This is a genomic window from Caballeronia sp. HLA56, from assembly GCF_054655155.1.
Genome location: NZ_BAAHOB010000005.1, coordinates 2,336,006 through 2,358,483 on the forward strand (window position 1 = coordinate 2,336,006; position 22,478 = coordinate 2,358,483).

Annotated in this window: 24 protein-coding genes; 15 read left to right on the top strand and 9 right to left on the bottom strand. The window is 61.6% G+C overall.

The annotated features are described in order from the left end of the window. Positions 1-164: 164 nt before the first annotated feature. The 8 genes from ACYQ47_RS30505 to ACYQ47_RS30540 all read left to right on the top strand — a co-directional run bounded on the left by ACYQ47_RS30505 (position 165) and on the right by ACYQ47_RS30540 (position 6,504). Positions 165-701: a TIGR00645 family protein gene (locus ACYQ47_RS30505; protein WP_404989359.1), complete on the top strand. Its 537-nt coding sequence runs from the start codon at positions 165-167 to the stop codon at positions 699-701. A 54-nt stretch (positions 702-755) separates the two neighbouring features. Next, on the top strand, positions 756-2,279 hold the full coding sequence (locus tag ACYQ47_RS30510) for a fumarate hydratase (protein ID WP_244827627.1): 1,524 nt from the start codon (positions 756-758) through the stop codon (positions 2,277-2,279). A gap of 195 nt (positions 2,280-2,474) precedes the next feature. Further along, positions 2,475-2,951 (top strand): bacterioferritin, encoded by a 477-nt coding sequence (gene bfr / locus ACYQ47_RS30515; protein WP_244827626.1) that lies wholly within the window; start codon positions 2,475-2,477, stop codon positions 2,949-2,951. Positions 2,952-2,964: 13 nt separating this feature from the next. Beyond that, positions 2,965-3,849, top strand: a complete 885-nt coding sequence (gene murI / locus ACYQ47_RS30520) for a glutamate racemase (protein WP_459908474.1) — start codon at positions 2,965-2,967, stop codon at positions 3,847-3,849. A gap of 167 nt (positions 3,850-4,016) precedes the next feature. Continuing rightward, the gene (locus tag ACYQ47_RS30525; RefSeq protein WP_459908476.1) at positions 4,017-4,259 is read left to right on the top strand and encodes a (2Fe-2S)-binding protein; all 243 of its coding nucleotides are present in this window, start codon (positions 4,017-4,019) and stop codon (positions 4,257-4,259) included. Positions 4,260-4,551: 292 nt separating this feature from the next. Continuing rightward, positions 4,552-5,289, top strand: a complete 738-nt coding sequence (locus tag ACYQ47_RS30530; protein ID WP_244827623.1) for an energy transducer TonB — start codon at positions 4,552-4,554, stop codon at positions 5,287-5,289. A gap of 29 nt (positions 5,290-5,318) precedes the next feature. Next, positions 5,319-6,065: a MotA/TolQ/ExbB proton channel family protein gene (locus ACYQ47_RS30535; protein WP_244827622.1), complete on the top strand. Its 747-nt coding sequence runs from the start codon at positions 5,319-5,321 to the stop codon at positions 6,063-6,065. A gap of 13 nt (positions 6,066-6,078) precedes the next feature. Beyond that, the gene (locus ACYQ47_RS30540) at positions 6,079-6,504 is read left to right on the top strand and encodes an ExbD/TolR family protein (RefSeq protein WP_244827621.1); all 426 of its coding nucleotides are present in this window, start codon (positions 6,079-6,081) and stop codon (positions 6,502-6,504) included. A 343-nt stretch (positions 6,505-6,847) separates the two neighbouring features. Here ACYQ47_RS30540 and ACYQ47_RS30545 read toward each other — a convergent pair whose 3' ends face one another. Continuing rightward, positions 6,848-7,810, bottom strand: coding sequence for a LysR family transcriptional regulator (locus ACYQ47_RS30545; protein ID WP_250464354.1), 963 nt, complete (start codon positions 7,808-7,810; stop codon positions 6,848-6,850). A gap of 148 nt (positions 7,811-7,958) precedes the next feature. Between ACYQ47_RS30545 and ACYQ47_RS30550 the strand changes: the two genes are divergently transcribed. The 5 genes from ACYQ47_RS30550 (at position 7,959) to ACYQ47_RS30570 (ending at position 11,909) form a co-directional block, all read left to right on the top strand. After that, positions 7,959-8,825 (top strand): pirin family protein, encoded by an 867-nt coding sequence (locus ACYQ47_RS30550; protein WP_459908480.1) that lies wholly within the window; start codon positions 7,959-7,961, stop codon positions 8,823-8,825. A 152-nt stretch (positions 8,826-8,977) separates the two neighbouring features. Then, on the top strand, positions 8,978-9,376 hold the full coding sequence (locus ACYQ47_RS30555; RefSeq protein WP_244827618.1) for an OsmC family protein: 399 nt from the start codon (positions 8,978-8,980) through the stop codon (positions 9,374-9,376). A 53-nt stretch (positions 9,377-9,429) separates the two neighbouring features. Next, complete coding sequence (locus ACYQ47_RS30560; protein ID WP_459908482.1) at positions 9,430-9,918, top strand: SRPBCC family protein; 489 nt, start codon at positions 9,430-9,432, stop codon at positions 9,916-9,918. Positions 9,919-10,042: 124 nt separating this feature from the next. After that, complete coding sequence (gene hemP, locus ACYQ47_RS30565; protein WP_459908484.1) at positions 10,043-10,303, top strand: hemin uptake protein HemP; 261 nt, start codon at positions 10,043-10,045, stop codon at positions 10,301-10,303. Between the two features lie 334 nt (positions 10,304-10,637). Further along, positions 10,638-11,909 (top strand): IS256 family transposase, encoded by a 1,272-nt coding sequence (locus ACYQ47_RS30570; RefSeq protein WP_370652123.1) that lies wholly within the window; start codon positions 10,638-10,640, stop codon positions 11,907-11,909. Positions 11,910-11,982: 73 nt separating this feature from the next. Here the strand turns inward: ACYQ47_RS30570 and ACYQ47_RS30575 are convergent, their stop codons facing one another. The 6 genes from ACYQ47_RS30575 to uvrB form a co-directional block, all read right to left on the bottom strand. Then, positions 11,983-12,396, bottom strand: a complete 414-nt coding sequence (locus ACYQ47_RS30575) for a GlcG/HbpS family heme-binding protein (protein WP_244827615.1) — start codon at positions 12,394-12,396, stop codon at positions 11,983-11,985. A 20-nt stretch (positions 12,397-12,416) separates the two neighbouring features. Then, complete coding sequence (locus tag ACYQ47_RS30580; RefSeq protein ID WP_250508857.1) at positions 12,417-13,820, bottom strand: 4Fe-4S binding protein; 1,404 nt, start codon at positions 13,818-13,820, stop codon at positions 12,417-12,419. Beyond that, entirely contained in the window at positions 13,817-14,668 is an 852-nt protein-coding gene (locus ACYQ47_RS30585; RefSeq protein ID WP_244827613.1) for an FTR1 family iron permease, read from the bottom strand. The genes ACYQ47_RS30580 and ACYQ47_RS30585 overlap by 4 nt, the downstream gene beginning before the upstream one ends. A gap of 67 nt (positions 14,669-14,735) precedes the next feature. After that, positions 14,736-15,071: a cupredoxin domain-containing protein gene (locus ACYQ47_RS30590; protein WP_250525675.1), complete on the bottom strand. Its 336-nt coding sequence runs from the start codon at positions 15,069-15,071 to the stop codon at positions 14,736-14,738. A gap of 81 nt (positions 15,072-15,152) precedes the next feature. After that, positions 15,153-15,698, bottom strand: a complete 546-nt coding sequence (locus ACYQ47_RS30595) for an iron transporter (protein ID WP_370652099.1) — start codon at positions 15,696-15,698, stop codon at positions 15,153-15,155. Positions 15,699-16,064: 366 nt separating this feature from the next. After that, the gene (gene uvrB / locus ACYQ47_RS30600) at positions 16,065-18,161 is read right to left on the bottom strand and encodes an excinuclease ABC subunit UvrB (RefSeq protein ID WP_244827610.1); all 2,097 of its coding nucleotides are present in this window, start codon (positions 18,159-18,161) and stop codon (positions 16,065-16,067) included. A 424-nt stretch (positions 18,162-18,585) separates the two neighbouring features. Between uvrB and ACYQ47_RS30605 the strand changes: the two genes are divergently transcribed. Further along, entirely contained in the window at positions 18,586-19,785 is a 1,200-nt protein-coding gene (locus ACYQ47_RS30605; RefSeq protein ID WP_459908489.1) for an amino acid aminotransferase, read from the top strand. Between the two features lie 92 nt (positions 19,786-19,877). Here the strand turns inward: ACYQ47_RS30605 and ACYQ47_RS30610 are convergent, their stop codons facing one another. Continuing rightward, complete coding sequence (locus ACYQ47_RS30610) at positions 19,878-20,096, bottom strand: hypothetical protein (protein WP_250464340.1); 219 nt, start codon at positions 20,094-20,096, stop codon at positions 19,878-19,880. Positions 20,097-20,358: 262 nt separating this feature from the next. On the opposite strand from ACYQ47_RS30610, the gene ACYQ47_RS30615 reads away from it, so the two are divergent. Beyond that, positions 20,359-20,982, top strand: coding sequence for a hypothetical protein (locus ACYQ47_RS30615; protein WP_244827607.1), 624 nt, complete (start codon positions 20,359-20,361; stop codon positions 20,980-20,982). Positions 20,983-21,065: 83 nt separating this feature from the next. Here the strand turns inward: ACYQ47_RS30615 and ACYQ47_RS30620 are convergent, their stop codons facing one another. Then, positions 21,066-22,478, bottom strand: a complete 1,413-nt coding sequence (locus tag ACYQ47_RS30620; protein ID WP_459908492.1) for a lactate utilization protein B — start codon at positions 22,476-22,478, stop codon at positions 21,066-21,068.

Genomic DNA, 22,478 nt, shown 5'->3' on the forward strand with positions numbered 1-22,478 from the left:
TCACATACAACTTGCTACAATGGCGGGCTTCCTGAGCGCGGGTCCACGACCCGCGCGCGTTTCCTGTTCGTTGCTTCTTCCCTTTCCTCGTCCGACAGCCGACCGACAAGCCGCCCATGCCCGCTTCCAAGCACACACCCGACTCGCGCGTCCAACCCGGCTCGATGAAGGCGCTGCCGAAAATCATCTTCATGAGCCGCTGGCTGCAGGTGCCGCTGTATCTGGGCTTGATCGTCGCGCAAGGCGTGTACGTCGTGCTGTTTCTGAAGGAAGTCTGGCATCTCGTCACGCACGCAATGACGCTCGATGAAACCAACATCATGCTGGTCGTGCTCGGCCTCATCGACGTGGTGATGATCTCGAACCTGCTGATCATGGTGATCGTCGGCGGCTACGAAACCTTCGTGTCGCGTCTGGGCGTGGAAGGTCATCCCGACGAGCCCGAATGGCTCGACCACGTCAACGCGGGCGTGCTGAAGGTCAAGCTCTCGATGGCGCTCATCAGCATCTCGTCGATCCATCTTCTCAAAACCTTCATCAACCCGGACCAGCATACGTTTCATACGGTGCTGTGGCAGGTGATCATCCACATGGCCTTCCTGTTCTCGGCGCTCATCATGGCGTACGTCGACAAGCTGACCACGCATACGCATCCCGCACATTTTCACAGCGAAGTCGCGCCCCGAAGCGCGCTCGACTGAGCCTCAGGCGTCATCAGAACGCACAAATATATTCGTCCCCGAAAAGCCCAAGCCATGACCGTCATCAAGCAGGAAGACCTGATCCAGAGTATTGCCGACTCGCTGCAATACATCAGCTATTACCATCCGCTCGACTACATTCAGGCGCTCGGCCGCGCCTACGAGCTGGAGGAAAGCCCGGCCGCGAAGGACGCCATCGCGCAGATCCTGACCAATAGCCGCATGTGCGCGGAAGGCAAGCGTCCGATCTGCCAGGACACGGGCATCGTGACCGTGTTCGTCAAGGTTGGCATGGACGTGCGTTGGGACGGCGCGACGATGAGCGTCACCGACATGATCAACGAAGGCGTGCGCCGCGGTTACCTGAACCCGGACAACGTGCTGCGCGCGTCCATCGTGAGCCCGCCCGAAGGCGCGCGCAAGAACACGAAGGACAACACGCCCGCCGTGATCCACTACGAGATCGTGCCGGGCGACAAGGTCGACGTGCAGGTCGCGGCCAAGGGCGGCGGCTCGGAAAACAAGTCTAAGTTCGCGATGCTGAACCCGTCGGATTCCATCGTCGACTGGATCATCAAGACCGTGCCGACGATGGGCGCGGGCTGGTGTCCGCCAGGCATGCTCGGTATCGGCATCGGCGGCACGGCGGAAAAGGCGATGCTGATGGCCAAGGAATCGCTCATGGACCCCATCGACATTCAGGACGTCATCGCGCGCGGACCGCGGGACTGGATCGAAGAACTGCGCGTGGAACTGCACGAGAAGGTGAATGCGCTTGGTATCGGCGCGCAAGGTTTGGGCGGGCTTGCCACCGTGCTCGACGTGAAGATCATGGCGGCGCCGACGCACGCGGCGTCCAAGCCCATCGCGATCATTCCGAACTGCGCGGCCACGCGTCACGCTCACTTCACGCTCGACGGCTCGGGCGCGGCGAAGCTCGAAGCGCCGCCGCTCGACGCGTGGCCGGACGTGACCTGGGCGCCGAATACGGAAACCAGCAAGCGCGTCGATCTGAACACACTGACGCCGGAAGAAGTGGCTTCCTGGAAGCCGGGTCAGACGTTGCTCTTGTCGGGCAAGATGCTCACGGGCCGCGACGCGGCGCACAAGCGCATTGCCGACATGCTCGCCAAGGGCGAAAAACTTCCGGTCGATTTCACCAACCGCGTGATCTATTACGTCGGCCCGGTCGACCCGGTGCGCGACGAAGCCGTCGGTCCCGCCGGCCCGACCACGGCCACGCGCATGGACAAGTTCACGGAGATGATGCTCGCGCAAACCGGCCTCATCTCGATGATTGGCAAGGCCGAACGCGGGCCTGTCGCCATCGAGGCCATCAAGAAGCACAACGCGGCGTATCTGATGGCCGTGGGCGGCGCGGCATATCTCGTCTCCAAAGCCATCCGCGAAGCGAAGGTGCTGGCGTTCGAAGACCTCGGCATGGAAGCCATCTACGAATTCGACGTGCGGGACATGCCGGTGACGGTCGCCGTCGATTCGCAAGGCACGTCGGTACACAAGACGGGTCCCGCCGAATGGCAGGCGAAGATCGGCAAGATTCCCGTCGCGACGGTCTGATCGATCGAGGCCGCGCGGATCGCGGCCAATGAAGAGCCGGACCGCGCGTCCGGCTCTTTTGTTTTGGAGAAGCGGTATCGAGAAGGATTTCCATTCTCAGTTTTATCGCAATCAAAAAAGATTCACTCATCCTTGGCAGAGCCGTTAAGAACGTTTATCTTTGCGGGATGCCCCACGCTATGAAAAGGAACAATCATGAAAGGCGACGCTAAAGTCATCGAATATCTGAACGCGCAGTTGAAGAATGAACTGACCGCGATCAATCAATACTTCCTGCACGCGCGGATGTACAAGCACTGGGGCCTGGAAAAGCTCGGCAAGCATGAGTACGACGAATCGATCGGCGAAATGAAACACGCCGACTGGCTCATCCAGCGCGTGTTCATGCTCGACGGTCTGCCGAACCTGCAAGACCTGCACAAGCTACTTATCGGCGAAGAGACCAAGGAAATCCTCGAGTGCGACCTGAAGCTCGAACAGATTTCGCAGTCCACGTGCAAGGAGGCGATTGCCTATTGCGAATCGGTGCGCGATTTCGTCTCGCGCGATATCTTCGACAAGATCCTGAACGACACCGAGGAACACATCGACTGGCTGGAAACGCAACTGGATCTGATCGACAAGGTTGGCATCCAGAACTACCAGCAGACTATGATGGGCGAAGGCGAGTAAAGATCTGTCCGCAATGTCAGTAGTTGTCGTACCCACAATCATGCCGAACGCGCGTGCTCCGACAAACGCGAGCGCGCCGGTCGGCATTTTCGATTCCGGTCTCGGCGGCTTGTCGGTGCTGCGTGCGGTGCGGGCGTTGCTTCCGCACGAGCGGCTCGTCTATGTCGCGGACTCGCTGTACGCGCCCTACGGCGAGCGCGATGACGATTTCATCGTCGACCGCACCATGGCTATCGGCGAATGGCTCGTCGCGCAAGGCGCCAAAGCGCTCGTCGTCGCATGCAATACGGCAACCGCGCAATCCATCGCGCTCGTGCGCGAGCGGCTTTCCATTCCGCTCGTGGGCGTCGAACCGGGCGTGAAGCCCGCCGCCGCTGTTTCCAAGACGCGCGTCGTCGGCGTGTTGGCAACCGCGGTGACCTTGCGCAGCGCGCGCTTCCAGTTGCTGCTCGAACGTTATGCGGGCGATTGCCGCTTCATCTGCCAGCCGGGACACGGTCTCGTGCAGGCCGTCGAACGCTGCGATACGTCGTCGCCGGAACTCATGGCGCTGCTCGAAGGCTACCTCGCGCCCATGCTCGAAGCCGGCGCGGATACTCTGGTGCTCGGCTGCACGCACTATCCGTTTCTCGACCGCGCCATTCGCGAGATCGCCGGCGAACGGCTGCAACTCGTCGATACCAGCGTCGCCATCGCGCGCCAGCTCGACCGTCTGCTGGAAACGAACGCGCTGAAAAACTCATCGGCTGCGGTGGAATCCATGCCGCGCTTCTGCTCGACCGCCGACGGCGAATCCCAGCGTCAGCTTGCGGCATCGCTTCTGCATCTCGACGCCAGCGTCGAGCACGTGCTGATCCCTTCGCGACGCACGCGCCTTGCCGAACCCGACATCGTCTAAGGGTTTTTCCGGGGCGTCATAGCCGTCGGAGCCCCGCCAGCAAACGCTCCTAAGCAATAAATCGGCTAACACACGCGCTGTGTTACAAAAAACACAGAACCCGGCTTGCCAAGAGCGTCTTACTGAATGATAATAATTCGCATTAACGCAAGCTATCGCGAACGACCATGATCGTCTGTGTCTGCAAAGCAGTTTCCGACCGTAAGATCCGCTCCGCCATCGCCGATGGAATGAAATCCTTCGACGAGCTCCAGTTCGAGCTTGGGGTCGCGCTATGCTGCGGGAAGTGCGAAGCAAGCGTGCGCAACGTCATGGCGACGAGCGGTGTCTGCGCGTCGCGCTGTGGAATGGAACAGCGCGAACATGCGCCAGTCGCGCCGCTCACGTTCTACGAACGCCAGGCTGCCTGAAGTTACGCGGGCGCGACCGAGATAGCGCTCGGCGCCCCGCTGTCGGCGAAGCGCGCCGCTTGGTTTCTTGATCGCTTATCGCAAGCCAGGTTCCGATCACCTACGCCAGCCACGCAACTCTTTGCCCTTAAGGAGGGAAAGATGGAATTGCTGATTGGTTTCGTGGCCACTCTATTCATATCCCTCATTATTTTCAGAAAATGATGTCGTTTGGTTTCTTCCGCGCCGAACCAGCGAACCTACGTAACTTCGATGGCCGCGCTACTGGCAACACCGCAAGCAGCGAATAAGAATGCAGTCCCCGACAACCTCCCCCGCTGTATTCGACACGACGACGCCGAGCAATTTGAACCCGCGCGTGGTGGCCGCGTGCGTCGCCGTGCTGGCGATTCACGCCGCGCTCTTCGGCGTGGCGCTCACCATGCATCGCGAGCCGCTGCCGCGCCCCGTCGAAGCGAAGACGATCACCGCGCAGCTGATCAGCGAAACGCCGGCGCCCGCGCCGCAGCCTGTCGCCGTGCAGTCGCCACCGACTCCCGAGCCGCCGAAACCGGTTCCAAAGCCGCAGCCCAAACCGAAGGTCAAACCCAAGGTCGAGCCGAAGCCCACGCCGATGCCGGTGCGCGAGACGCCCTCGCAAATCGCCGCGCCCGCGCCCGATCCCACACCGCCGGCCCCGACACCGCCCGCGCCAGCGCCCGCCGCGCCGGCCGCGCCCGCGATCGGAAAACCGACGATGGATCTGGCCGCGCCAAAGAACGTCGCGCGTCTGAGCTGCAACATCGCGCAGCCGGATTATCCGGCGATGTCGCGGCGTCGCGGCGAAACCGGCACCTCGCTCGTCAAGCTGACGGTCGGTATTACGGGCAAAATCGAGAATGTGACGCTGCAAAAGAGCAGCGGCTCGCAGCGCCTCGACGACGCGGCGCTCGACGCCGTGCGCAGCAGCGCGTGCAGTCCTTACAAAGAGAATGGCGAAGCCATTCGGGCAACCGCCACGGTGCCATTCGTATTCAGTCTGAACGACTGACCGGCTTTTTATAGAAACAGGAACTGGAAATGAACAACTACGGGATTGCGCACGTCTGGGCGCAAGGCGACTTCGTCACACGCGGTATCGCGCTGGCGCTCGTCATCATGTCGGTGCTTTCGTGGACCGTGATCGTCGTCAAGGGATGGAACGTGCTGCGTCTCAAGCGCCTCACGAAGAACGCCGATCAGGCCTTCTGGCATTCCGACGACTTCAACGACGGTATCAAGAAAATCAGCAGCCAGTCGTCGAATCCGGCTGACAACCCGTACCTCGCGCTGGCGCTGGCCGGTCAGGAAGCGTCCGAGCATCATCATCAGACGCAGCCGCATCTGCACGACCGCATGGATGTGTCGGAGTGGATCACGCGATGCCTGAAAGACGTCATGGATGAAAGCGTCGGCCGCATGCAAGCAGGGCTCGCCGTGCTGGCATCGATCGGCAGTACGGCGCCGTTCGTCGGGCTGTTCGGTACTGTCTGGGGCATTTATCACGCGCTCCTGACAATTGGCGCGACGGGCCAGACGTCGATCGACCAAGTGGCGGGTCCGGTGGGCGAGTCGCTCATCATGACGGCCTTCGGTCTCTTCGTCGCGATCCCTGCCGTGCTCGGCTACAACGCCCTCACGCGCGCGAACAAGAGCGTCGTGACGAAGCTGAACCGCTTCGCGCACGGCTTGCATGCCTTCTTCGTGACCGGCTCGAAGCTGTCGTCGTCCAAGCGCACCAAGGACGCCACGTCCGAAAGCCTGCGTCTCGCGACGCGCGCATCGTAAGCGGAGGTTCAAGATGGCCATGAGCCCTTTCGCCGGCGATGAAGACGACGGCATGATGAGCGAGATCAACATGACGCCGCTCGTCGACGTCATGCTGGTGCTCCTCATCATTTTCCTCGTGACCATCCCCGCGATGCATCACGCCGTGAAGATCGACCTGCCGCATGCAAGCAGCCAGCCGCAAGACGAAAAGCCGTCGCATGTGGATGTCGCGATTCAAGCCGATGGCACGATCGTCTGGGACGAGCAGAAAATCGACGACGCGACGCTCAAGGCGCGCATTGCGCAGGCTTCGCAGCAAAACCCGCAGCCGGAGATTCATCTGCGCGCGGATCGCAAGGTGGCGTACGAACGCGTGGCCGATCTCATGTCCGCGGCCCAGGCGGGCGGACTCACGAAAATCGGCTTCGTGACCGAACCGAAAGCCGGCGGCAATTAAAGCAGCGCGCAACACAGCCGCAAAAAGTAAAAGGCCTTCATCGTCGGATGAAGGCCTTTTTTATTGCGCACTCGGCGCATTCGGGCAAGGCAATTACTTGGGACTCGAATAGCCCGAGCCGGAAGAATCGCCACATGCGGCAGCCGTCGTTGACACGGACAGCGCGATCAGCCCTATCAGGCTAACTATCAGAGTAGCCGTCAGTTTCCGCATAAGAAGCTCCTTAGCGAAAGGAATTTCAATATAACGCCGGCCATTCCCGCAAACAAGGTTTCGGCGATTGAATCTGTCCATCGCAAGCGCGCGCTTCAATGACATAAATGATGCCGCGCGCCGATTGCGATCAAACCGTTTCGCGTTCCGGCTGTTCGTTGACAGGACATTCTCCGGGGAAGCGTTTGCCGCCTTCGATCGACTCCACCAGAAAATCGACGAACGCCCGTACGGCCGGGACCATGCCCTGCCGCGTCAGGAAAACCGCATAGAGTTGCGGCGACGGAAACGTCCAGCCGGGCATCACGGGCGAAAGCTGGCCGGTTCTGAGCGGCGCGCCGTACATCATCTCGGGCAGCGCCGCGATGCCGACGCCGCGCATGACGGCTTCGCGGATCATCGAGAGATCGGCGGTGACGAGACGCGGCTCGTGCTCGAACTCGTGACGCGTGCCATCGGGCGCGATCAGTCGATACACATGGCGGCCATCCGCCGATGGCACATCGAGCGTGTCGTATTGCGCGAGTTCGGCGGCGGTCATCGGTGGCGCGTTCGATTTGAGAAGCGAAGGCGCGGCGACCAGCATCTGCTCGGTGCGCCACAGCGGGCGCGCGACCACGTTCGAACTCACGGGCGGCTCGGAGCGCACGCGCAAGGCGACATCGATCGCGTCTTCGAACAGATCCACCACGCGATTGGTTACGCGCAGCACGACCCGCACTTCGGGGAAACGATGCATGAAGTCGGGCATCACCGCCGACAGAAACGTCTGCGCGATGGTCACCGGGACGCTCACGCGCACCGTGCCACGCGGTGAGTCACGCAGGCTTTGCACCACGTTGACGGCGGCCTGCGCCTCCACGAGCATTGCCTGACAGTGTTGATAGAAAAGCTGCCCCGCCTCGGTCAGCGCAAGCTTGCGCGTGGAGCGCTGCAAAAGGCGCACGCCTAGCGACGCCTCCAGCTCCGACACGCGCCGCGACAAGCGCGACTTGGAGATGCCCAGCACGCGCTCGGCCGCCGAAAAACCGCCGTGTTCGACGACGTGCGAAAAGTACATCAGATCGTTCAGATCGTGCGAATCGACTTTCATGGGACGTTCGGTTCGTTCGAGTTCGTTATCCGTGGCGGGACAATCCATTGCGCCACGAGGTCTTTTATCGCTAAATCCGGCACATATAATATCCCCACGTTCTACAAATATCGCTATTTCCCTTTTGGTGACGCGAGGCATTCCGATCATGAGCCGTACCATTTCCAGCATCATTCCCGCAACGCGCACGGTTGAAGGCGGCGGATTCGTCGTGCATCGCCCGTTTCCGACGCGTCTTCTGATGGACTTCGACCCGTTCCTTCTCTTCGATGAAATGGGCCCGACCGATTACGCTCCGGGCGAAGCCAAGGGCGCGCCGGATCATCCGCATCGGGGCTTCGAAACGGTCACCTACATGCTCGAAGGCGAGTTCGGTCACAAGGATTCGGCCGGCCATTCCGGCACATTACGTCCGGGCGACGTGCAGTGGATGACCGCCGGCGCGGGCGTTATTCATAGCGAAATGCCTGGCGAGGAATTCACGCGACGCGGCGGCCGCGTGCACGGCCTGCAACTGTGGGTGAAGTTGCCGAAGCGCGACAAGATGACGACGCCGCATTATCAAGAGATCGCGTCGGCGCAGATTCCCGTCGCGACGAGCGACGACGGCAAGGTGCGCGTGAAGGTCATCGCGGGCGAAGCGCTCGGCGTGAAAGCCGCCATCGAAACACGTACGCCGATTCTTTATCAGCACTTTTCGCTGCAACCTGGCGCAAGAGTCGAGCATCACGTGCCGCGGGATTTTCGCGTGTTCGCGTATCCGTTGTCGGGCGTCGGTCTCTATGGGCCGCAGGGTCAACCGGTGCGCAAGCAGCAGATGATCTCGTTCAAGGACGATGGCGACACGATCATCCTCGCCGCCGGCGATGAACCCGTCGAAGTGTTGCTCATCGGCGGCGTGCCGCTCAAGGAACCTGTGGTGCGCTACGGTCCGTTCGTCATGAACACGGAAGATGAAATTCGCCAGGCCGTGACCGACTATCAGACAGGCCGCATGGGCGCGATCACGCACTAGGCACACCGAGCGGTATTCATCGCTGAACCATATCGGCACGATGAAACGGCGCGGCACGAACGGGCGCATTGCGTCACAATGACCGTTCGTGCCGCGCCGCTCTTATTCGAGCCGCTATTCTTGCCGTACATCGCCATTCATAGGAGCGACGCATGTCTTCCGGATCTTCCGTGACCGCCAGCATCGGCGCTGCCGACTATCAGGTGCAACTGCGCGACGGCACGCATGGCTGGGTCGCCGATGAGCCCGCAAGCCTCGGCGGCGCGGATACCGGTCCGGAGCCCGCGTCGCTGCTGCTATCGAGCCTGGGTGCGTGCACCTCGATCACGCTTCGCATGTACGCGAAGCGCAAGGGTTGGCCGCTCGAAGCGGTGCACGTCGAATTGTCAATGAAGAGCACGGCGGACGGCACGATCATCGACAGGCAGATCGCGCTCACGGGCGCGCTCGATGCCGAACAGCGGGAACGCCTCTTGCAAATCGCCAATGCGTGTCCGATGCACAAGGTTCTGTCCGGAGCGGTGCGCATCGACTCGGGGCTCGCTTCCTGACTTCCTGAAAACAGCCCGCACGGGTACATCGAACTATCCAGGGAAACGTCGTTTTGAATTTCGAACATCTCATCCAGATCAACGATCCGACCAATCCGCTCGTCGAGTCGCTCACGCGCGAACAACTGTGGGAAGGACTCGTGCTGCGCGCCGAGCAGCCGCAACTTTTCGTGCTCGGCCTCGATAGCTGCGACATCCTCTCGCGCGAGGGCGACGTCATGGAGCGCGAGTTGCACTACGGTCAGGCCGTGGTGCGGGACCGCGTCACGCTCACACCGGATAGCAGCGTGCGTTACGACATCCTGCCGACTGCCGAACATGTCGGCGGCTCGTTGACCATGGCGATCGAGCAGCCCGACGAGTTGCAACTGTTTCTGCGATTCACGTACAGCACTACCCTGCCCGAAAACGACGACGCGACGCCTGACGATCGCCAGACCAAAGAGATCGTCAAGTCGGCTTATCGGGAATCGGATATCGACACGGTGCGGCTGATTCGCCAGTATGCGCACGGGCGCCACGACGAAACACCCCTGCACTAGAAAGTTCAAGTACTACATGAAGCGCGGCTATGGCGGCCGCGCATCCATAGGAAACTCTAGTTGCAAATAGGAATAGTTATCATTTACTATAGACCCATCGAATCAACGAACGCACTCAAACGACATGACCGACACGCTGCGATCCACCACGCTCAGGCTTCGCCGTCCGGCAGTTCGCGATGCAGCCATCACGCGCCCGAAGACGGCTGCCGTGACGTCGGTGAGGGCATCGACGACATCGACGGATTCAGCCGATGCAGCCGGCGATCGTTCGTTGCGCAGCGATACGTTACTGCAGGGGCGCAGTCATATCGCGATCGTGCATAACGGGGAGACCTATCAGTTGCGCGCGACGCGTCTGGGCAAGCTGATCCTGACGAAGTAAGCGGCAAAGAGGTAAGGCAGAACAGCAGTACCGTGTATTGTGGGGACCACCTCGCCAAAGAGGTGTTTGGCCTTAGCCAGCGAGGACGACTTGCACGCGAGAATTTAGACCCCTTCGTGCAAACACCAGCCAGTCGTCGATAGCAAGCGAAGCCGCTTTTTTTGGTTCCCGCCGATGTCATGTGCCCGAACGAGGCCATGCATTTTGATTGATCGAACGGCACGCCTTCAATGCGAAGGCGTGCCGTTTTTATTGTGCGCGGGCTATGGCAAAAATTTGGACCTATCCGTAATTCTGTGGGCGAGGCATATTATGAGAGGTAAAAGTCATGGATATGCCGATGAAGAAGAAACGCACCGTCGCTTCTCAGGCAGCGGCCCGAGGGCCGCTGCCTGCCCTTCCGGAAGGTCTGCTGGATGACCTGGTCAAAGGCCCGATGACGCCCACCGAGGTCCAGGACCTGATGCTGGCGTTCAACAAGGCACTCATCGAGCGCGCAATGGGCGCCGAGATGAAGATGCATCTGGGCTACCTGGCGGGGCAGCCGAAACCCGACGGCCAGGACAACGAACGTAACGGCGCCAGCGGCAAGACGCTCATCACCGATTATGGCCCGCTCAGGGTCGATCTGCCGCGTGATCGTGACGGCAGTTTTGAACCCATCCTGATTCCGAAACACGAGCGCCGTTTTACCGGTTTCGACGAGCGCATCATCGCCATGTACGCGCGCGGCATGAGTGTGCGCGAGATCCAGGCGTTTCTGGCCGAAGCCTATGGCACCGAGGTTTCGCCCGATTTCATCAGCTCGGTCACCGACGAAGTCATGGCTGAAGCGCTCGCCTGGCAAAGCCGTCCGCTTGAGCCGATGTACCCGGTGGTGTTCTTCGACGCGCTGCGTGTGAAGATCCGTGGCGACGGCGTGGTGAGCAACAAGGCGGTGTATCTGGCGCTGGGCATTCAGGCCGACGGCCAGCGCGATGTGCTCGGCCTGTGGATCGAACAGACCGAAGGGGCGAAGTTCTGGCTGAAAGTGTTCAACGAACTGAAGACCCGGGGCTGCCAGGACATCCTGATCGCGGTGGTCGACGGCCTGAAGGGACTGGCTGAGGCGATTGGCACGGCGTACCCGCGCACGGCCGTGCAGACCTGCATCGTGCATCTGATCCGCAACAGTCTGGAGTACGCCAGCTACAAGGACCGCAAGAGCGTGGCCGCAGCGCTGCGGCCGGTCTATGCCGCCGCGAGTGAACAGGCCGCTCAGCAGGCCCTGGAGGCCTTTGCCGAAGGCCCGTGGGGTGCGAAGTATCCGACTATCGTGCAGTCGTGGCGACGGGCGTGGGAGAACGTCACACCGTTTTTCGTGTTTCCGCCGGACATACGCCGTGTCGTCTACACCACAAACGCCATTGAGAGTCTGAACATGCAACTACGCAAGATCATCAAGACACGCGGCCACTTCCCCAATGACGAGGCCGCCATCAAGCTGCTGTGGCTGGCATTGCGCAACGTGCTGGCAAAGTCAGTACGCGCGGCGTTCGACTGGTCGTCCGCGATGAACCAGTTTGCCATCCTGTTTGGAGAGCGTTTCACCAACGCACGCGGGTGACTCCGCTAACCGCCTCGCACACAAAAATGCGGACAGGTTCAAAAATTCGAACGCGCGCTTCGACGTTCTCGCTTCAGACGTTTTCGATGCCAAGCGCCGCAATGCCCGCCCGCGCGATCGATGCATCCTGATCCGATTTCACGCCCGACACGCCCACCGCGCCGACGATATCCGTTCCAACGAAGATCGGCACGCCGCCTTCGAGCATGGCCGTCATGGGCGCGCTCAGAAACGCGGTGCGGCCCTGCTTGATCGTGTCTTCGTACACCTTCGTTTCGCGCCGGCCGAGCACGGCGGTGCGCGCCTTGCCAGTCGCCATCTCGACCGTGCTCGCGCCCGTCCCTTCGAGCCGATGCAGATGCAGCAGATGCCCGCCGTCATCGACGATGGCGATGGTCACGTTCCAGTTGTGCGCCTTGGCGTGCGCCTCGGCGGCGGCGGCCATCAGCAGGACGTCTTCGTCGGTCAGTACGGGTTTGGTTCTCACTTGATTCTCACCTAATGGCGTTATCGGCTGAAGCCCCAGAACATCAGATACCAGGCGCTATCCGCGACGGCGAGCGCCGCGACAAACCATACCATCGTGAGTGCGCGCGGAACAAGCGTCGAGGAATAACGAGCCGAGACGCGCCACGCGAGCCAGGCACTCCACAAGTTGGCGACGCCAAGCAGCCCGAGGCGCAGGTCCGTCACCCACCACAGCGGCAGATGCTCCGCGCGCAGGAGCGAGACCGTGGTCGCCGACAAGCCGAGAAACACGCCGCATCCCGCGAGCGGAATCAGCGAGAGCGTCAGGTGATGCAGCCGCGCCGCGTTCATCTTGCCGAGCATGCGCGTGCCGAGCGCCAGCAGCGCGAGCAGCGCCGTGCCGTAGACGAGACCCGTCGCGACGATATAGCCGATCACCATCGTGCCGTCGAGCCAGGAGAACACGTCGTTCTGCTCGGGATAATGCGTGAAGAGGAACCACGGCGCGTTGGTATCGAGCGGCCAGAGGATGTTGTGATCGATCAGCCAGCTCGCGAAGATCTGCTTGAGATCGACGAACCATGTGCTCACGGTCCAGTGGAACGCACCGATCGCGATGCCGAGCAAGCCGTACAGAATCAGCGCCGTGTCCCACGGATTCGCCGCCTTGTTGCCGAGCTCGACCACTTCCTCCGACGGCGAGCGCCACGTGAGCGCGATAGCATCGCGATGGCCGCTGCATCGGCCGCACATGTGGCAGTCGGCGGCGCCTTCCATCTTGCGCAGGGGCACGAGCGGCGCGCAGTTGATCGGAATCACCCGATGCCCGTGCTCGCCTTCCTTGTACGAACGGCGCCACGCGTCTTCGCTGACTTTGTAGTGAAACGGCGCAAGCCGTGCGAGCAGCGAGAACACGCCGTTTACCGGGCAGAGGTACTTGCACCACACGCGCTTTTCGCGGCCATACAGCACGCCGACGATCATCGCGCCCACGGTCGAGCCGCCGAGCACGAGCAGCACGGCTTTCGGATATTGATAGACGCTCACCATCTGTCCGTAGATGGTCGTGAGTCCGAATGCGACGAACGGCCAGCCGCCCCAGCGCATCCAGCGCGGAATCGCCCAACCGCGGCCGAACTTGCTCGCGAACTCGGTGAGCGCGCCTTCCGGACACAGCACACCGCACCACACTCGGCCGAGCATGACCATCGACAGCAGCACGAACGGCCACCAGATGCCCCAGAACACGAACTGCGCGGCAAGCGTGAGGTTATTCCACAAATGCGCCGAGCCATCGGGCAGCGGCATGACAGCCGGCACGAGAATCAGAAACGCGTACACGGCAACCACGACCCACTGAATTCCGCGGATCGCGTTGCCGTGCCGTTGCATCCATTGACCGGCCTGTTGCAGCCGGCCGGGTCGTTGCAGAACAGAGCTCATGCTGGACGGCTCGCCGCCTTTTGTTTTTGCGCCATCTGATGATTGGAACGGCGCAGGAGAAGATAGATCACGATCCAGTAGACCGCGTAGGCAACCAGGTTCATGCCCGCCGGATGCGCGCGATAACCCGTGAGGGTGGCAACGAGCGAACCGAAGGTGCTCGAGTCGTCGAGCAGCGCGGACGAGTTCCACACCTGATTGACGATGACCGGCAGCACTTCCATGTCGATCAGTTTGTCGACGCCCGTCTCGAATAGGCCGGCGGCGAGGAACAGCAGCATGATTTCGGTCACGCGAAAGAACGAGCGCCACGAGAAGATCTTGCCGCCGAGTTGCAGCACGTAGAACGTCAGGAGCGCGAGCGCGAAGCCGAGGATGATCGCGAGATACTGCGAAGCATCGACGTGTCCCGATTGCCCGAAGCCGACGCCATACAGAAACACGGCCGTCTCGCTGCCTTCACGCGCGATAGCCAGCGCAACCAGCACCGCGATGCCCCAGAACTGTCCGTCCTGCGTGCTCTTTTGCAGCGAGCTTTCCATGTCGCGCTTGAGCGTGCGGCCGTGACGCTTCATCCACAGGACCATCTGCACAATGAGCACGCACGCGATCAGCACCATGCCGGTCTGGAAGTAATCCTGCGCGTTGCCGGACAGCACTTCCGTGAAGCCGATGAGCGCGGCGCCCAGCGCGATGGCGGCAACCAGCCCCGCAGCCACGCCGAACCACAGATAAGGCAGGCCGCGACGCGCCTGCTGGTCGCCGTTCTTCAGCCATGCGTACAGAATGCCGACGACCAGCAAAGCTTCGACGCTCTCACGCCAGACGATGAAAAGTACCTGCCCCATTTGAACCCCTTTGCGTTGCTTCACTTGCCCGCGCGGGCGCACCGAAACACGCGCGCGGCACAGACATTTACTTGGCGACGATCACGCCTTGCGCGGTCTGATGAAAGTCGTCGAAGAACTTGTATTCGCCCGGATCGAGCGGCGCGATCACCACGAACGAATCGGCACCCGGCGCGAGCACCTTCTCCTTGCGCAACTGCACGCTTTCGAACTCGGCCGCGCCCTTGCCGACGTTATGCACTTCGATCTTGATGCGCTGCCCCGCCGGTACTTCGATGCGCGCTGGGTTCAGCTTGCCGTCGTTCATTTCGAGCTTGAAGGTCGGCAGATCGGCGGCGTGCGCCACGCCAAGACCCGCTGCGACCGAGAGCAACATCGCCATCAGCTGGCTTTTCAATTTCATGCGGACTTCCTGATTGGTACGCGTCCGGCGGCGCAGCAAACTGCAAACCCCTGCCGGAACGCGCGAACGCCGTGCGCGAGCTTAGTACCCGCCCTTCTTGCCGATGCCCGCGAACGGGAAGTCGTATTCGATCGTGAACGGCTTGAACCACGGACCCACGCCGGTTTCCTTGTCGACGTGACGGCCGAACGCCATGTGGCCGGTTTCGGAAGGCGGCGAGATATGCAGCTTGAGGTGATATTTGCCCGGACCGAAGAGCTTGACGTTGTCGCCGTAGTGCGGGCCGTCGCTTGCAACCATCGCCATCAGGTCGCCCTTGACCGACTGCGTCGAGCCGGTTTTCGTGAGTTCATACGTCACGTTCAGATAGGGCATCCAGTCGCCTTCGGCGAAACCGGTCGGGTTGTTCTTGACCGCGTGAATGTCCGCTTCGAGGTGGATGTCCGAATCCGATGCCTTGCGCATGATGCCTTCCGGCGCCATCGTGATTGGCTGCAGATAGACGGCGCCCGTTTCCATGCCGCCTTCGATATGCTGCTTGCCGATCGGATACTCAGCAGCGGAAGCCGCCATCATCGCCGTGAGGCCCGCGGCGGCAACGAGGCCGCGCATCAACGTTGAACCCATCAAACACTCCTGTTGTTATCGATGGCGCGCGTGACATTGGCGCGCCCTTTCCACCGAACTCCGGCGCTCTAAAAAGGCGCGCCGGCGCAAAAAAATGACTGTGGTGCCGGTTCGTTAGCGCGAAGCAGAAAACCGCTTCCAGAATCTGGAAAACGTTAATACGAACCATTCTCAATGTTCGTCAGTTTAGCACCCTTCACCACTCGGGACAAATTAGCGCGGGCTTACAAAAGCCTGCTGCGGCAAGGCTCCGGCGGGCTTTGCAGCCAATTCGCGGTCCATTCGCGGCCGATAAAAAAACGCGGTGCGCCTTCCGGCTCGCCGCGTCGCTTGAGACAGAACGATGAAAACTTTCTTTCTTTCGCCTTACTTTCCGCCGATGCCGGTGATGTGATCGCCCACGTTCGCGCCGAACACGCGTTGACGTAACAGCGCCAATTGGTCGCGGGTCTGCGCCGCCTTTTCGAATTCGAGATTCTTGGCGTGATCCATCATTTGCTTTTCCAGCCGCTTGATTTCCTTCGCGAGCTGCTTCTCGGTCATGTCCTCGAACTTCGCGCGCGTCTGGGCTTCCTTCAGTTCGGCGCGTGCGTCGTCGGCGTTGTAGACGCCATCGATGATGTCCTTGATGCGCTTTTCCACTCCGCGCGGCGTGATGCCCCGCTCGAGGTTATGCGCCACCTGCTTGGCGCGGCGCCGCTCGGTTTCGTCGATGGCGCGTTTCATCGAGTCCGTCATGTTGTCGCCGTAGAGGATCGCCTTGCCGTTCACGTTGCGCGCCGCCCGTCCGATTGTCTGGATCAGCGAGCGCTCGGCGCGCAGGAAGCCTTCCTTGTCCGCGTCGAGAATGGCGACGAGCGACACTTCAGGAATATCCAGACCCTCGCGCAACAAGTTGATGCCGACGAGCACATCGAACGTGCCGAGCCGCAGATCGCGGATGATTTCCACGCGCTCGACCGTGTCGATATCGCTGTGCAAATAGCGCACCTTCACGCCGTGATCGGCGAGAAATTCGGTCAGCTGTTCGGCCATGCGCTTGGTGAGCACGGTAACGAGCACGCGTTCGTGCACCGCGACGCGCGCGTTGATCTCGGAGAGCACGTCGTCGACCTGCGAGCGCGCGGGCCGCACCTCGATTTCGGGATCGACGAGACCCGTCGGCCGCACGAGTTGCTCGGCCACTTGCCCCGCTTTCTTCTGTTCGTAGTCGGCGGGCGTCGCGGAGACGAACACGGCCTGGCGCATCTTGCGCTCGAATTCGTTGAACTTGAGCGGCCGGTTGTCGAGCGCGGACGGCATGCGGAAACCGTAGTCGACGAGATTTTCCTTGCGCGCGCGGTCGCCGTTATACATGCCGTTCAACTGGCCGATCAGCACGTGCGACTCGTCGAGCAACATGATGGCGTCGGGCGGCAGGTAGTCGACGAGCGTCGGCGGCGGTTCGCCGGGCGCCGAGCCCGAGAAATGCCGCGAGTAATTCTCGATGCCCTTGCAGAAACCCAGTTCCTGCAGCATTTCCAGGTCGAAGCGCGTGCGCTGTTCGAGCCGCTGCGCCTCGACGAGTTTGCCTTGGCTATGGAAAAACTCCAGCCGCTCGCGCAGTTCCAGCTTGATGGTTTCGATCGCGCGCATGACGGTGTCGCGCGGCGTCACGTAATGCGACGACGGATACACCGTGAAGCGCGGAATCTTGTTGCGCACGCGGCCGGTGAGCGGATCGAAAAGCTGCATCGACTCGATTTCGTCGTCGAACAATTCGACTCGCACCGCCATTTCCGCGTGTTCCGCCGGAAAGATGTCGATGGTGTCGCCTCGCACACGGAACGAGCCGCGCTGAAAATCCGCCTCGTTGCGCGTGTATTGCATGGCGATCAGCCGCGCGATGACATCGCGCTGGCCGAGCTTGTCGCCTACGCGCAGCGTGAGGATCATCTTGTGATACTCGGACGGATTGCCGATACCGTAAATGGCCGACACCGTCGCCACGATCACTACGTCGCGGCGTTCGAGCAGGCTCTTGGTCGCCGAGAGCCGCATCTGCTCGATATGCTCGTTGATCGACGAATCCTTCTCGATGAAGAGATCGCGCTGCGGCACATACGCTTCCGGCTGGTAATAGTCGTAGTACGAGACGAAGTACTCGACCGCGTTGCGCGGGAAAAACTCGCGGAATTCGGCGTAGAGCTGCGCGGCGAGCGTCTTGTTGGGCGCGAAAACGATGGCGGGCCGGCCCAGACGCGCGATGACGTTGGCCATCGTGAAGGTCTTGCCCGAGCCGGTCACGCCGAGCAGCGTCTGGAACGAGAGACCGTCGTCCACGCCCTCGACGAGCGTCTTGATGGCCTCGGGCTGATCGCCCGCGGGCGGATACGGCTGATAGAGCTGAAACGGCGAGCCTTCGAACGTGGCGAACTTCGATTCGTCCAGTGCGTCGGGCGTTTCGATAAGGGTATCGGACATGGAGAGGGGAATCTTCTTAGTCGGCGCCGGAGCAAACACCTATTCTAGCGGCTGCGGCGAAAGTGGCGCGGGCGGCCTCACGGAGGCGGAATCGAGCAGGTTGGGACCGTTGGGTGGAAGTCAAGCAATGGCGCGCGAGGCGGCGCCGCTGTTCCGTCGATGCCGTCCAATCGAGGCTTGCGCGCATGCCGGACAAGGCGTTCAACCGGCCAGCGCCCATGCGCTTATTCTTGCTCGCGAGAAAAAAGCGCGTACATAGAATAAGGCTCGATCCGAAATGCAGCGCCGGATTCGATACAATATGCGACTGGGCTTCGAGGGGGCGCCCCGCACGACCGCGCCGCCAACGACGTCAGCGCCGCTTTTTCGAGCGCCCAAGCATCGTTCTTCCCGCCGCACGTCTTCCTTCCACTGCCGATAGATCATGTCTCTTTTCTCTGCCGTCGAACTCGCTCCCCGCGACCCGATTCTGGGCCTCAACGAAGCCTTCAACGCCGACCCGCGCCTGACCAAGGTCAATCTGGGCGTTGGTGTCTACACCAACGAAGAAGGCAAGATTCCGCTTCTGCGCGCCGTTCGCGAAGCTGAAAAAGCACGCGTCGATGCAGCGCTGCCGCGCGGCTATCTGCCTATCGACGGCATCGCCGCGTACGACTCGGCCGTCCAGACGCTGCTCGTCGGCCGCGACTCGCCGCTGATCGCTTCGGGCCGTATCGTCACGGCGCAGGCGCTGGGCGGCACGGGCGCGCTCAAGATTGGGGCGGACTTTCTGAAGCGCGTGAATCCGGGCGCGAAAGTCGCGATCAGCGACCCGAGCTGGGAAAACCATCGCGCGCTCTTCGAAGGTGCGGGCTTCGAGGTCGTCAACTATCCGTATTACGAAGCGGCGACGCATGGCGTGAACTTCGCGGCCATGCTCGACGCGCTGAACGGCTACGCGGCCGGCACCATCGTCGTGCTGCACGCGTGCTGCCACAACCCGACCGGCGTGGATCTGACGGACGCGCAGTGGGCGCAGATCGTCGAAGTCGTGAAGGCGCGCAACCTCGTGCCGTTCCTCGACATCGCGTATCAAGGCTTCGGCGAAAACATCGAAGCCGATGCCGCCGCCGTGCGCCTCTTCGCCGCGTCGGATCTGAACGTGTTCGTGTCGTCGTCGTTCTCGAAGTCGTTCTCGCTGTATGGCGAGCGCGTTGGCGCGCTGTCCATCATCACGTCGAGTAAGGAAGAGTCGTCGCGCGTGCTGTCGCAATTGAAGCGCGTGATTCGCACCAACTATTCGAACCCGCCGACGCACGGTGGCTCGGTGGTCGCGGCCGTGCTGGCATCGCCGGAACTGCGTGCGCTGTGGGAACAGGAACTGGGCGAGATGCGCGATCGTATCCGCGCCATGCGTAATGGCCTCGTCGAGCGTCTGAAGGGCGCTGGCGTGGATCGCGACTTTTCCTTCGTCGACCGTCAGCGCGGCATGTTCTCGTACTCGGGCCTGACCGCGCCGCAAGTGGACCGTCTGCGGGAAGAATTCGGCATCTATGCGGTCAGCACGGGGCGCATCTGCGTGGCTGCGCTGAATCTGCGCAATATCGATGTCGTCGCCAACGCAGTGGCAAGCGTGCTGAAGTAAGGCATTGCACGCGCGTTTGCTGCAAAAGAAAATGGCGTCCTTCTCATGAAGGGCGCCATTTTTGTGGCCTGTGCGCGGCGTTTCGCCGGCGTCTATATCGATTCGGGACGTGCCGGCGCGTTGGGTCTTGCGTCGTCGTCATCGACTAAGCCGTAGGAAATTGCGCGCGCCAATTCCGCGCTCACGCTTGCCACGCCCGAACGCCCGTGACGGTCGACGGCTAACCGGGGCTCGCCCGCGTGCATGCAGAACGTCAGTACGAGCGGCAACAGGATCGCGGCCGGCCAATAGGTCGATATTGTTTTTTTCATGGGATTACCTCTGTTCGTCGTCGCATCAAGCGCATGAATGATGCCCACTAAGCGACTATCGAATTTTACGGAATCGCCGACATCTTAAAAAGACGCTGAAAAGCAAAGCTTCGTTGCGTGGCGGCCAACGAAAGGTAGTCAACCCACGGCTTGAAATTGCAACAAGAACGGGCCAATCGTCATAAAACCTTACAAAGTTCTTGGGGACATCGGAGCACACCGGGTGTCTTATTGTTATCACTGCAACGAACTAATCAACGACATGAAATCCGCAGTTGCTGGACTTTTGATCGCGTCATCGGCTTTGGTACTAGGCGGCTGCGCGGTCTATCCCGATGGATCATCCTACGGTGGCGGATATCCCGCCGCGGGCTACGCCGATCCCGGCTATGGCTACGACGCGTACGGCGCGCCGGTGGTCGTTCAGCCCGGCGTAGCGGTGGGCGGCGGCTACTACTCCGGTCCTGGCCCCGCTTACTACGGTCCTGGCCCCGGCCGCTATTGGGATGACGGTCCAGGCTGGCGTCGTCCGCCATCGGGCAACTGGAATCGCGGGGACTATCCACGTGGGCGCCCGCCGCAAGGAAATAATCAACCGCAACAAGCGGGCGGCGGACATCAGCCGGGTGGTGGTCAGCCACCGCAAGCCGGTGGAGGCCGTCCGGTGGGCGGACCGCCGCCTCAACAGGCAGGCGGAGGCGCGCCGTTGCCGCGAGCCGTCGGCGGCGTCCCGCCAGGACGTCCGCAGGCGCCCGCCGCGAATCCTGGCGGAAACGGTGGCGGCAATGGCGGCTACCATCGCGGTGGCGATCAAGGCGGTGGCGCCGGTGGCGGTGGCGGACACGGCGGCAACCAGCGAAGCTCGCTCGGGCCGATCGGCGGATAACGCGTCGATTGCGCGGAGCGCTAAAAAGCCGTGCCGGGTCGAACCGGCGCGGCTTTTTTCACGTCGCTTTCATGGAAACACGCTTACCCGAGATGGGTGCCCTTCGCCTTGTACAGTTCGCGGAAGGTGCGCCCGACCGGTGCGGGCATATCGCGTGTTTCGGTCCATCCGGCGCCGAATGGCATGCGCGATATCGTCTTTCTCTTTCCGCCCATGACTTCAAGCACGCGCACCGCGAGTTTCGTAAAAAGCGCATAAGCGACTGGCCGAAGCGCGAAGTAACCCCACACGGCGAGCGCCACGCGTTCGGTCCAGGGGCGCAGATCGCGTTCGGTCTGCTTTTCGCGCAGTTTACGTAGCAGGTCGGACAGCGGAATGCCCACCGGGCACACGCTGTTGCATTCGCCGCATAGCGTTGCGGCTTGCGGCAGATCGAGCGCCTTGTCGATGCCCACATAAGCCGGCGTCAACACCGAACCCATCGGTCCGGGATAAACCCAGCCATACGCATGACCGCCGATCTTCTGATACACCGGGCAGTGATTCATGCACGCGCCACAGCGAATACAGCGCAGCATCTCCTGAAACTCGCCGCCGATAAGCCCGGTGCGCCCGCCATCGACGAGCACGAAATACATATGCTCGGGCCCGTCCTGCTCGGCCGCCGCGCGGGGGCCGGTCAGCAGTGAGAAGTAATTGGAAATGGTCTGCCCGGTCGCCGAACGCGGCAGCAGACGCATTGCGGTGGCGAGATCTTCGAGCGTCGGCAGAATCTTCTCGATGCCTGTCACCGCGACATGCACGCGCGGCATCACGGTACACATGCCTTCGTTGCCTTCGTTCGTGACAACTGCCACCGAGCCGGTTTCCGCGATCAAAAAGTTGCCGCCCGTCACGCCCATATCGGCGGACATGAAATGCGGGCGCAGCACTTCGCGCGCCTCGCGGGTCATGTCGGGAATGTCCGTGAGACGCGGCTTGCCGTGCGTCTTCGCGAAGAGATCGGCGATCTGCTCCTTGTCTTTGTGAACCACGGGCGCAATGATGTGGCTCGGCGGCTCGTTGTCGTTGATCTGCAGGATATATTCGCCGAGATCGGTTTCGATGGACTGCACGCCCATTTCGCCGAGCACGCGATTCAGTTGCATCTCTTCCGAGACCATCGACTTGGTCTTGATGACCTTTTTCACGCCATGCGCGCGCGCGATGTCCGCGACCAACCGCGCCGCATCCTGCGTCGATTCCGCGTAGAGCACGGTCGCGCCACGGCGCGTCGCCTCGCGTTCGAAGGTTTCGAGCCATACGTCGAGGTTGTCGAGCGCGCGATTGCGGCGCTCCTTTAGCGCGGCGCGCGTCGCCTCGAAGTCGATATCGAGCACCGCGCTCGCCCGCGCGCTCACGAATTTGGTCGAGAGCTTGGTGAGGTTCTGCTGCAGACGCTCATCGGCGAGTTTGCTGCCGGCGCGCGCCTTGAAGTGCATCGTCTGGACTTGCAT

What these genes read in the sequence shown, in the direction of transcription:
- ACYQ47_RS30610 (WP_250464340.1), bottom strand. Translation starts at nt 20,096, where the DNA reads ATGAAAAAAACAATATCGACCTATTGGCCGGCCGCGATCCTGTTGCCG.
- uvrB (WP_244827610.1), bottom strand. Translation starts at nt 18,161, where the DNA reads ATGTCCGATACCCTTATCGAAACGCCCGACGCACTGGACGAATCGAAG.
- hemP (WP_459908484.1), top strand. Translation starts at nt 10,043, where the DNA reads ATGACCGACACGCTGCGATCCACCACGCTCAGGCTTCGCCGTCCGGCA.
- ACYQ47_RS30545 (WP_250464354.1), bottom strand. Translation starts at nt 7,810, where the DNA reads ATGAAAGTCGATTCGCACGATCTGAACGATCTGATGTACTTTTCGCAC.
- ACYQ47_RS30555 (WP_244827618.1), top strand. Translation starts at nt 8,978, where the DNA reads ATGTCTTCCGGATCTTCCGTGACCGCCAGCATCGGCGCTGCCGACTAT.
- ACYQ47_RS30530 (WP_244827623.1), top strand. Translation starts at nt 4,552, where the DNA reads ATGCAGTCCCCGACAACCTCCCCCGCTGTATTCGACACGACGACGCCG.
- ACYQ47_RS30535 (WP_244827622.1), top strand. Translation starts at nt 5,319, where the DNA reads ATGAACAACTACGGGATTGCGCACGTCTGGGCGCAAGGCGACTTCGTC.
- ACYQ47_RS30585 (WP_244827613.1), bottom strand. Translation starts at nt 14,668, where the DNA reads ATGGGGCAGGTACTTTTCATCGTCTGGCGTGAGAGCGTCGAAGCTTTG.
- ACYQ47_RS30570 (WP_370652123.1), top strand. Translation starts at nt 10,638, where the DNA reads ATGCCGATGAAGAAGAAACGCACCGTCGCTTCTCAGGCAGCGGCCCGA.
- ACYQ47_RS30595 (WP_370652099.1), bottom strand. Translation starts at nt 15,698, where the DNA reads ATGGGTTCAACGTTGATGCGCGGCCTCGTTGCCGCCGCGGGCCTCACG.
- ACYQ47_RS30510 (WP_244827627.1), top strand. Translation starts at nt 756, where the DNA reads ATGACCGTCATCAAGCAGGAAGACCTGATCCAGAGTATTGCCGACTCG.
- ACYQ47_RS30540 (WP_244827621.1), top strand. Translation starts at nt 6,079, where the DNA reads ATGGCCATGAGCCCTTTCGCCGGCGATGAAGACGACGGCATGATGAGC.
- ACYQ47_RS30525 (WP_459908476.1), top strand. Translation starts at nt 4,017, where the DNA reads ATGATCGTCTGTGTCTGCAAAGCAGTTTCCGACCGTAAGATCCGCTCC.
- ACYQ47_RS30590 (WP_250525675.1), bottom strand. Translation starts at nt 15,071, where the DNA reads ATGAAATTGAAAAGCCAGCTGATGGCGATGTTGCTCTCGGTCGCAGCG.
- ACYQ47_RS30615 (WP_244827607.1), top strand. Translation starts at nt 20,359, where the DNA reads ATGAAATCCGCAGTTGCTGGACTTTTGATCGCGTCATCGGCTTTGGTA.
- ACYQ47_RS30605 (WP_459908489.1), top strand. Translation starts at nt 18,586, where the DNA reads ATGTCTCTTTTCTCTGCCGTCGAACTCGCTCCCCGCGACCCGATTCTG.
- bfr (WP_244827626.1), top strand. Translation starts at nt 2,475, where the DNA reads ATGAAAGGCGACGCTAAAGTCATCGAATATCTGAACGCGCAGTTGAAG.
- murI (WP_459908474.1), top strand. Translation starts at nt 2,965, where the DNA reads ATGTCAGTAGTTGTCGTACCCACAATCATGCCGAACGCGCGTGCTCCG.
- ACYQ47_RS30620 (WP_459908492.1), bottom strand. Translation starts at nt 22,478, where the DNA reads ATGCAAGTCCAGACGATGCACTTCAAGGCGCGCGCCGGCAGCAAACTC.
- ACYQ47_RS30550 (WP_459908480.1), top strand. Translation starts at nt 7,959, where the DNA reads ATGAGCCGTACCATTTCCAGCATCATTCCCGCAACGCGCACGGTTGAA.
- ACYQ47_RS30580 (WP_250508857.1), bottom strand. Translation starts at nt 13,820, where the DNA reads ATGAGCTCTGTTCTGCAACGACCCGGCCGGCTGCAACAGGCCGGTCAA.
- ACYQ47_RS30505 (WP_404989359.1), top strand. Translation starts at nt 165, where the DNA reads ATGAAGGCGCTGCCGAAAATCATCTTCATGAGCCGCTGGCTGCAGGTG.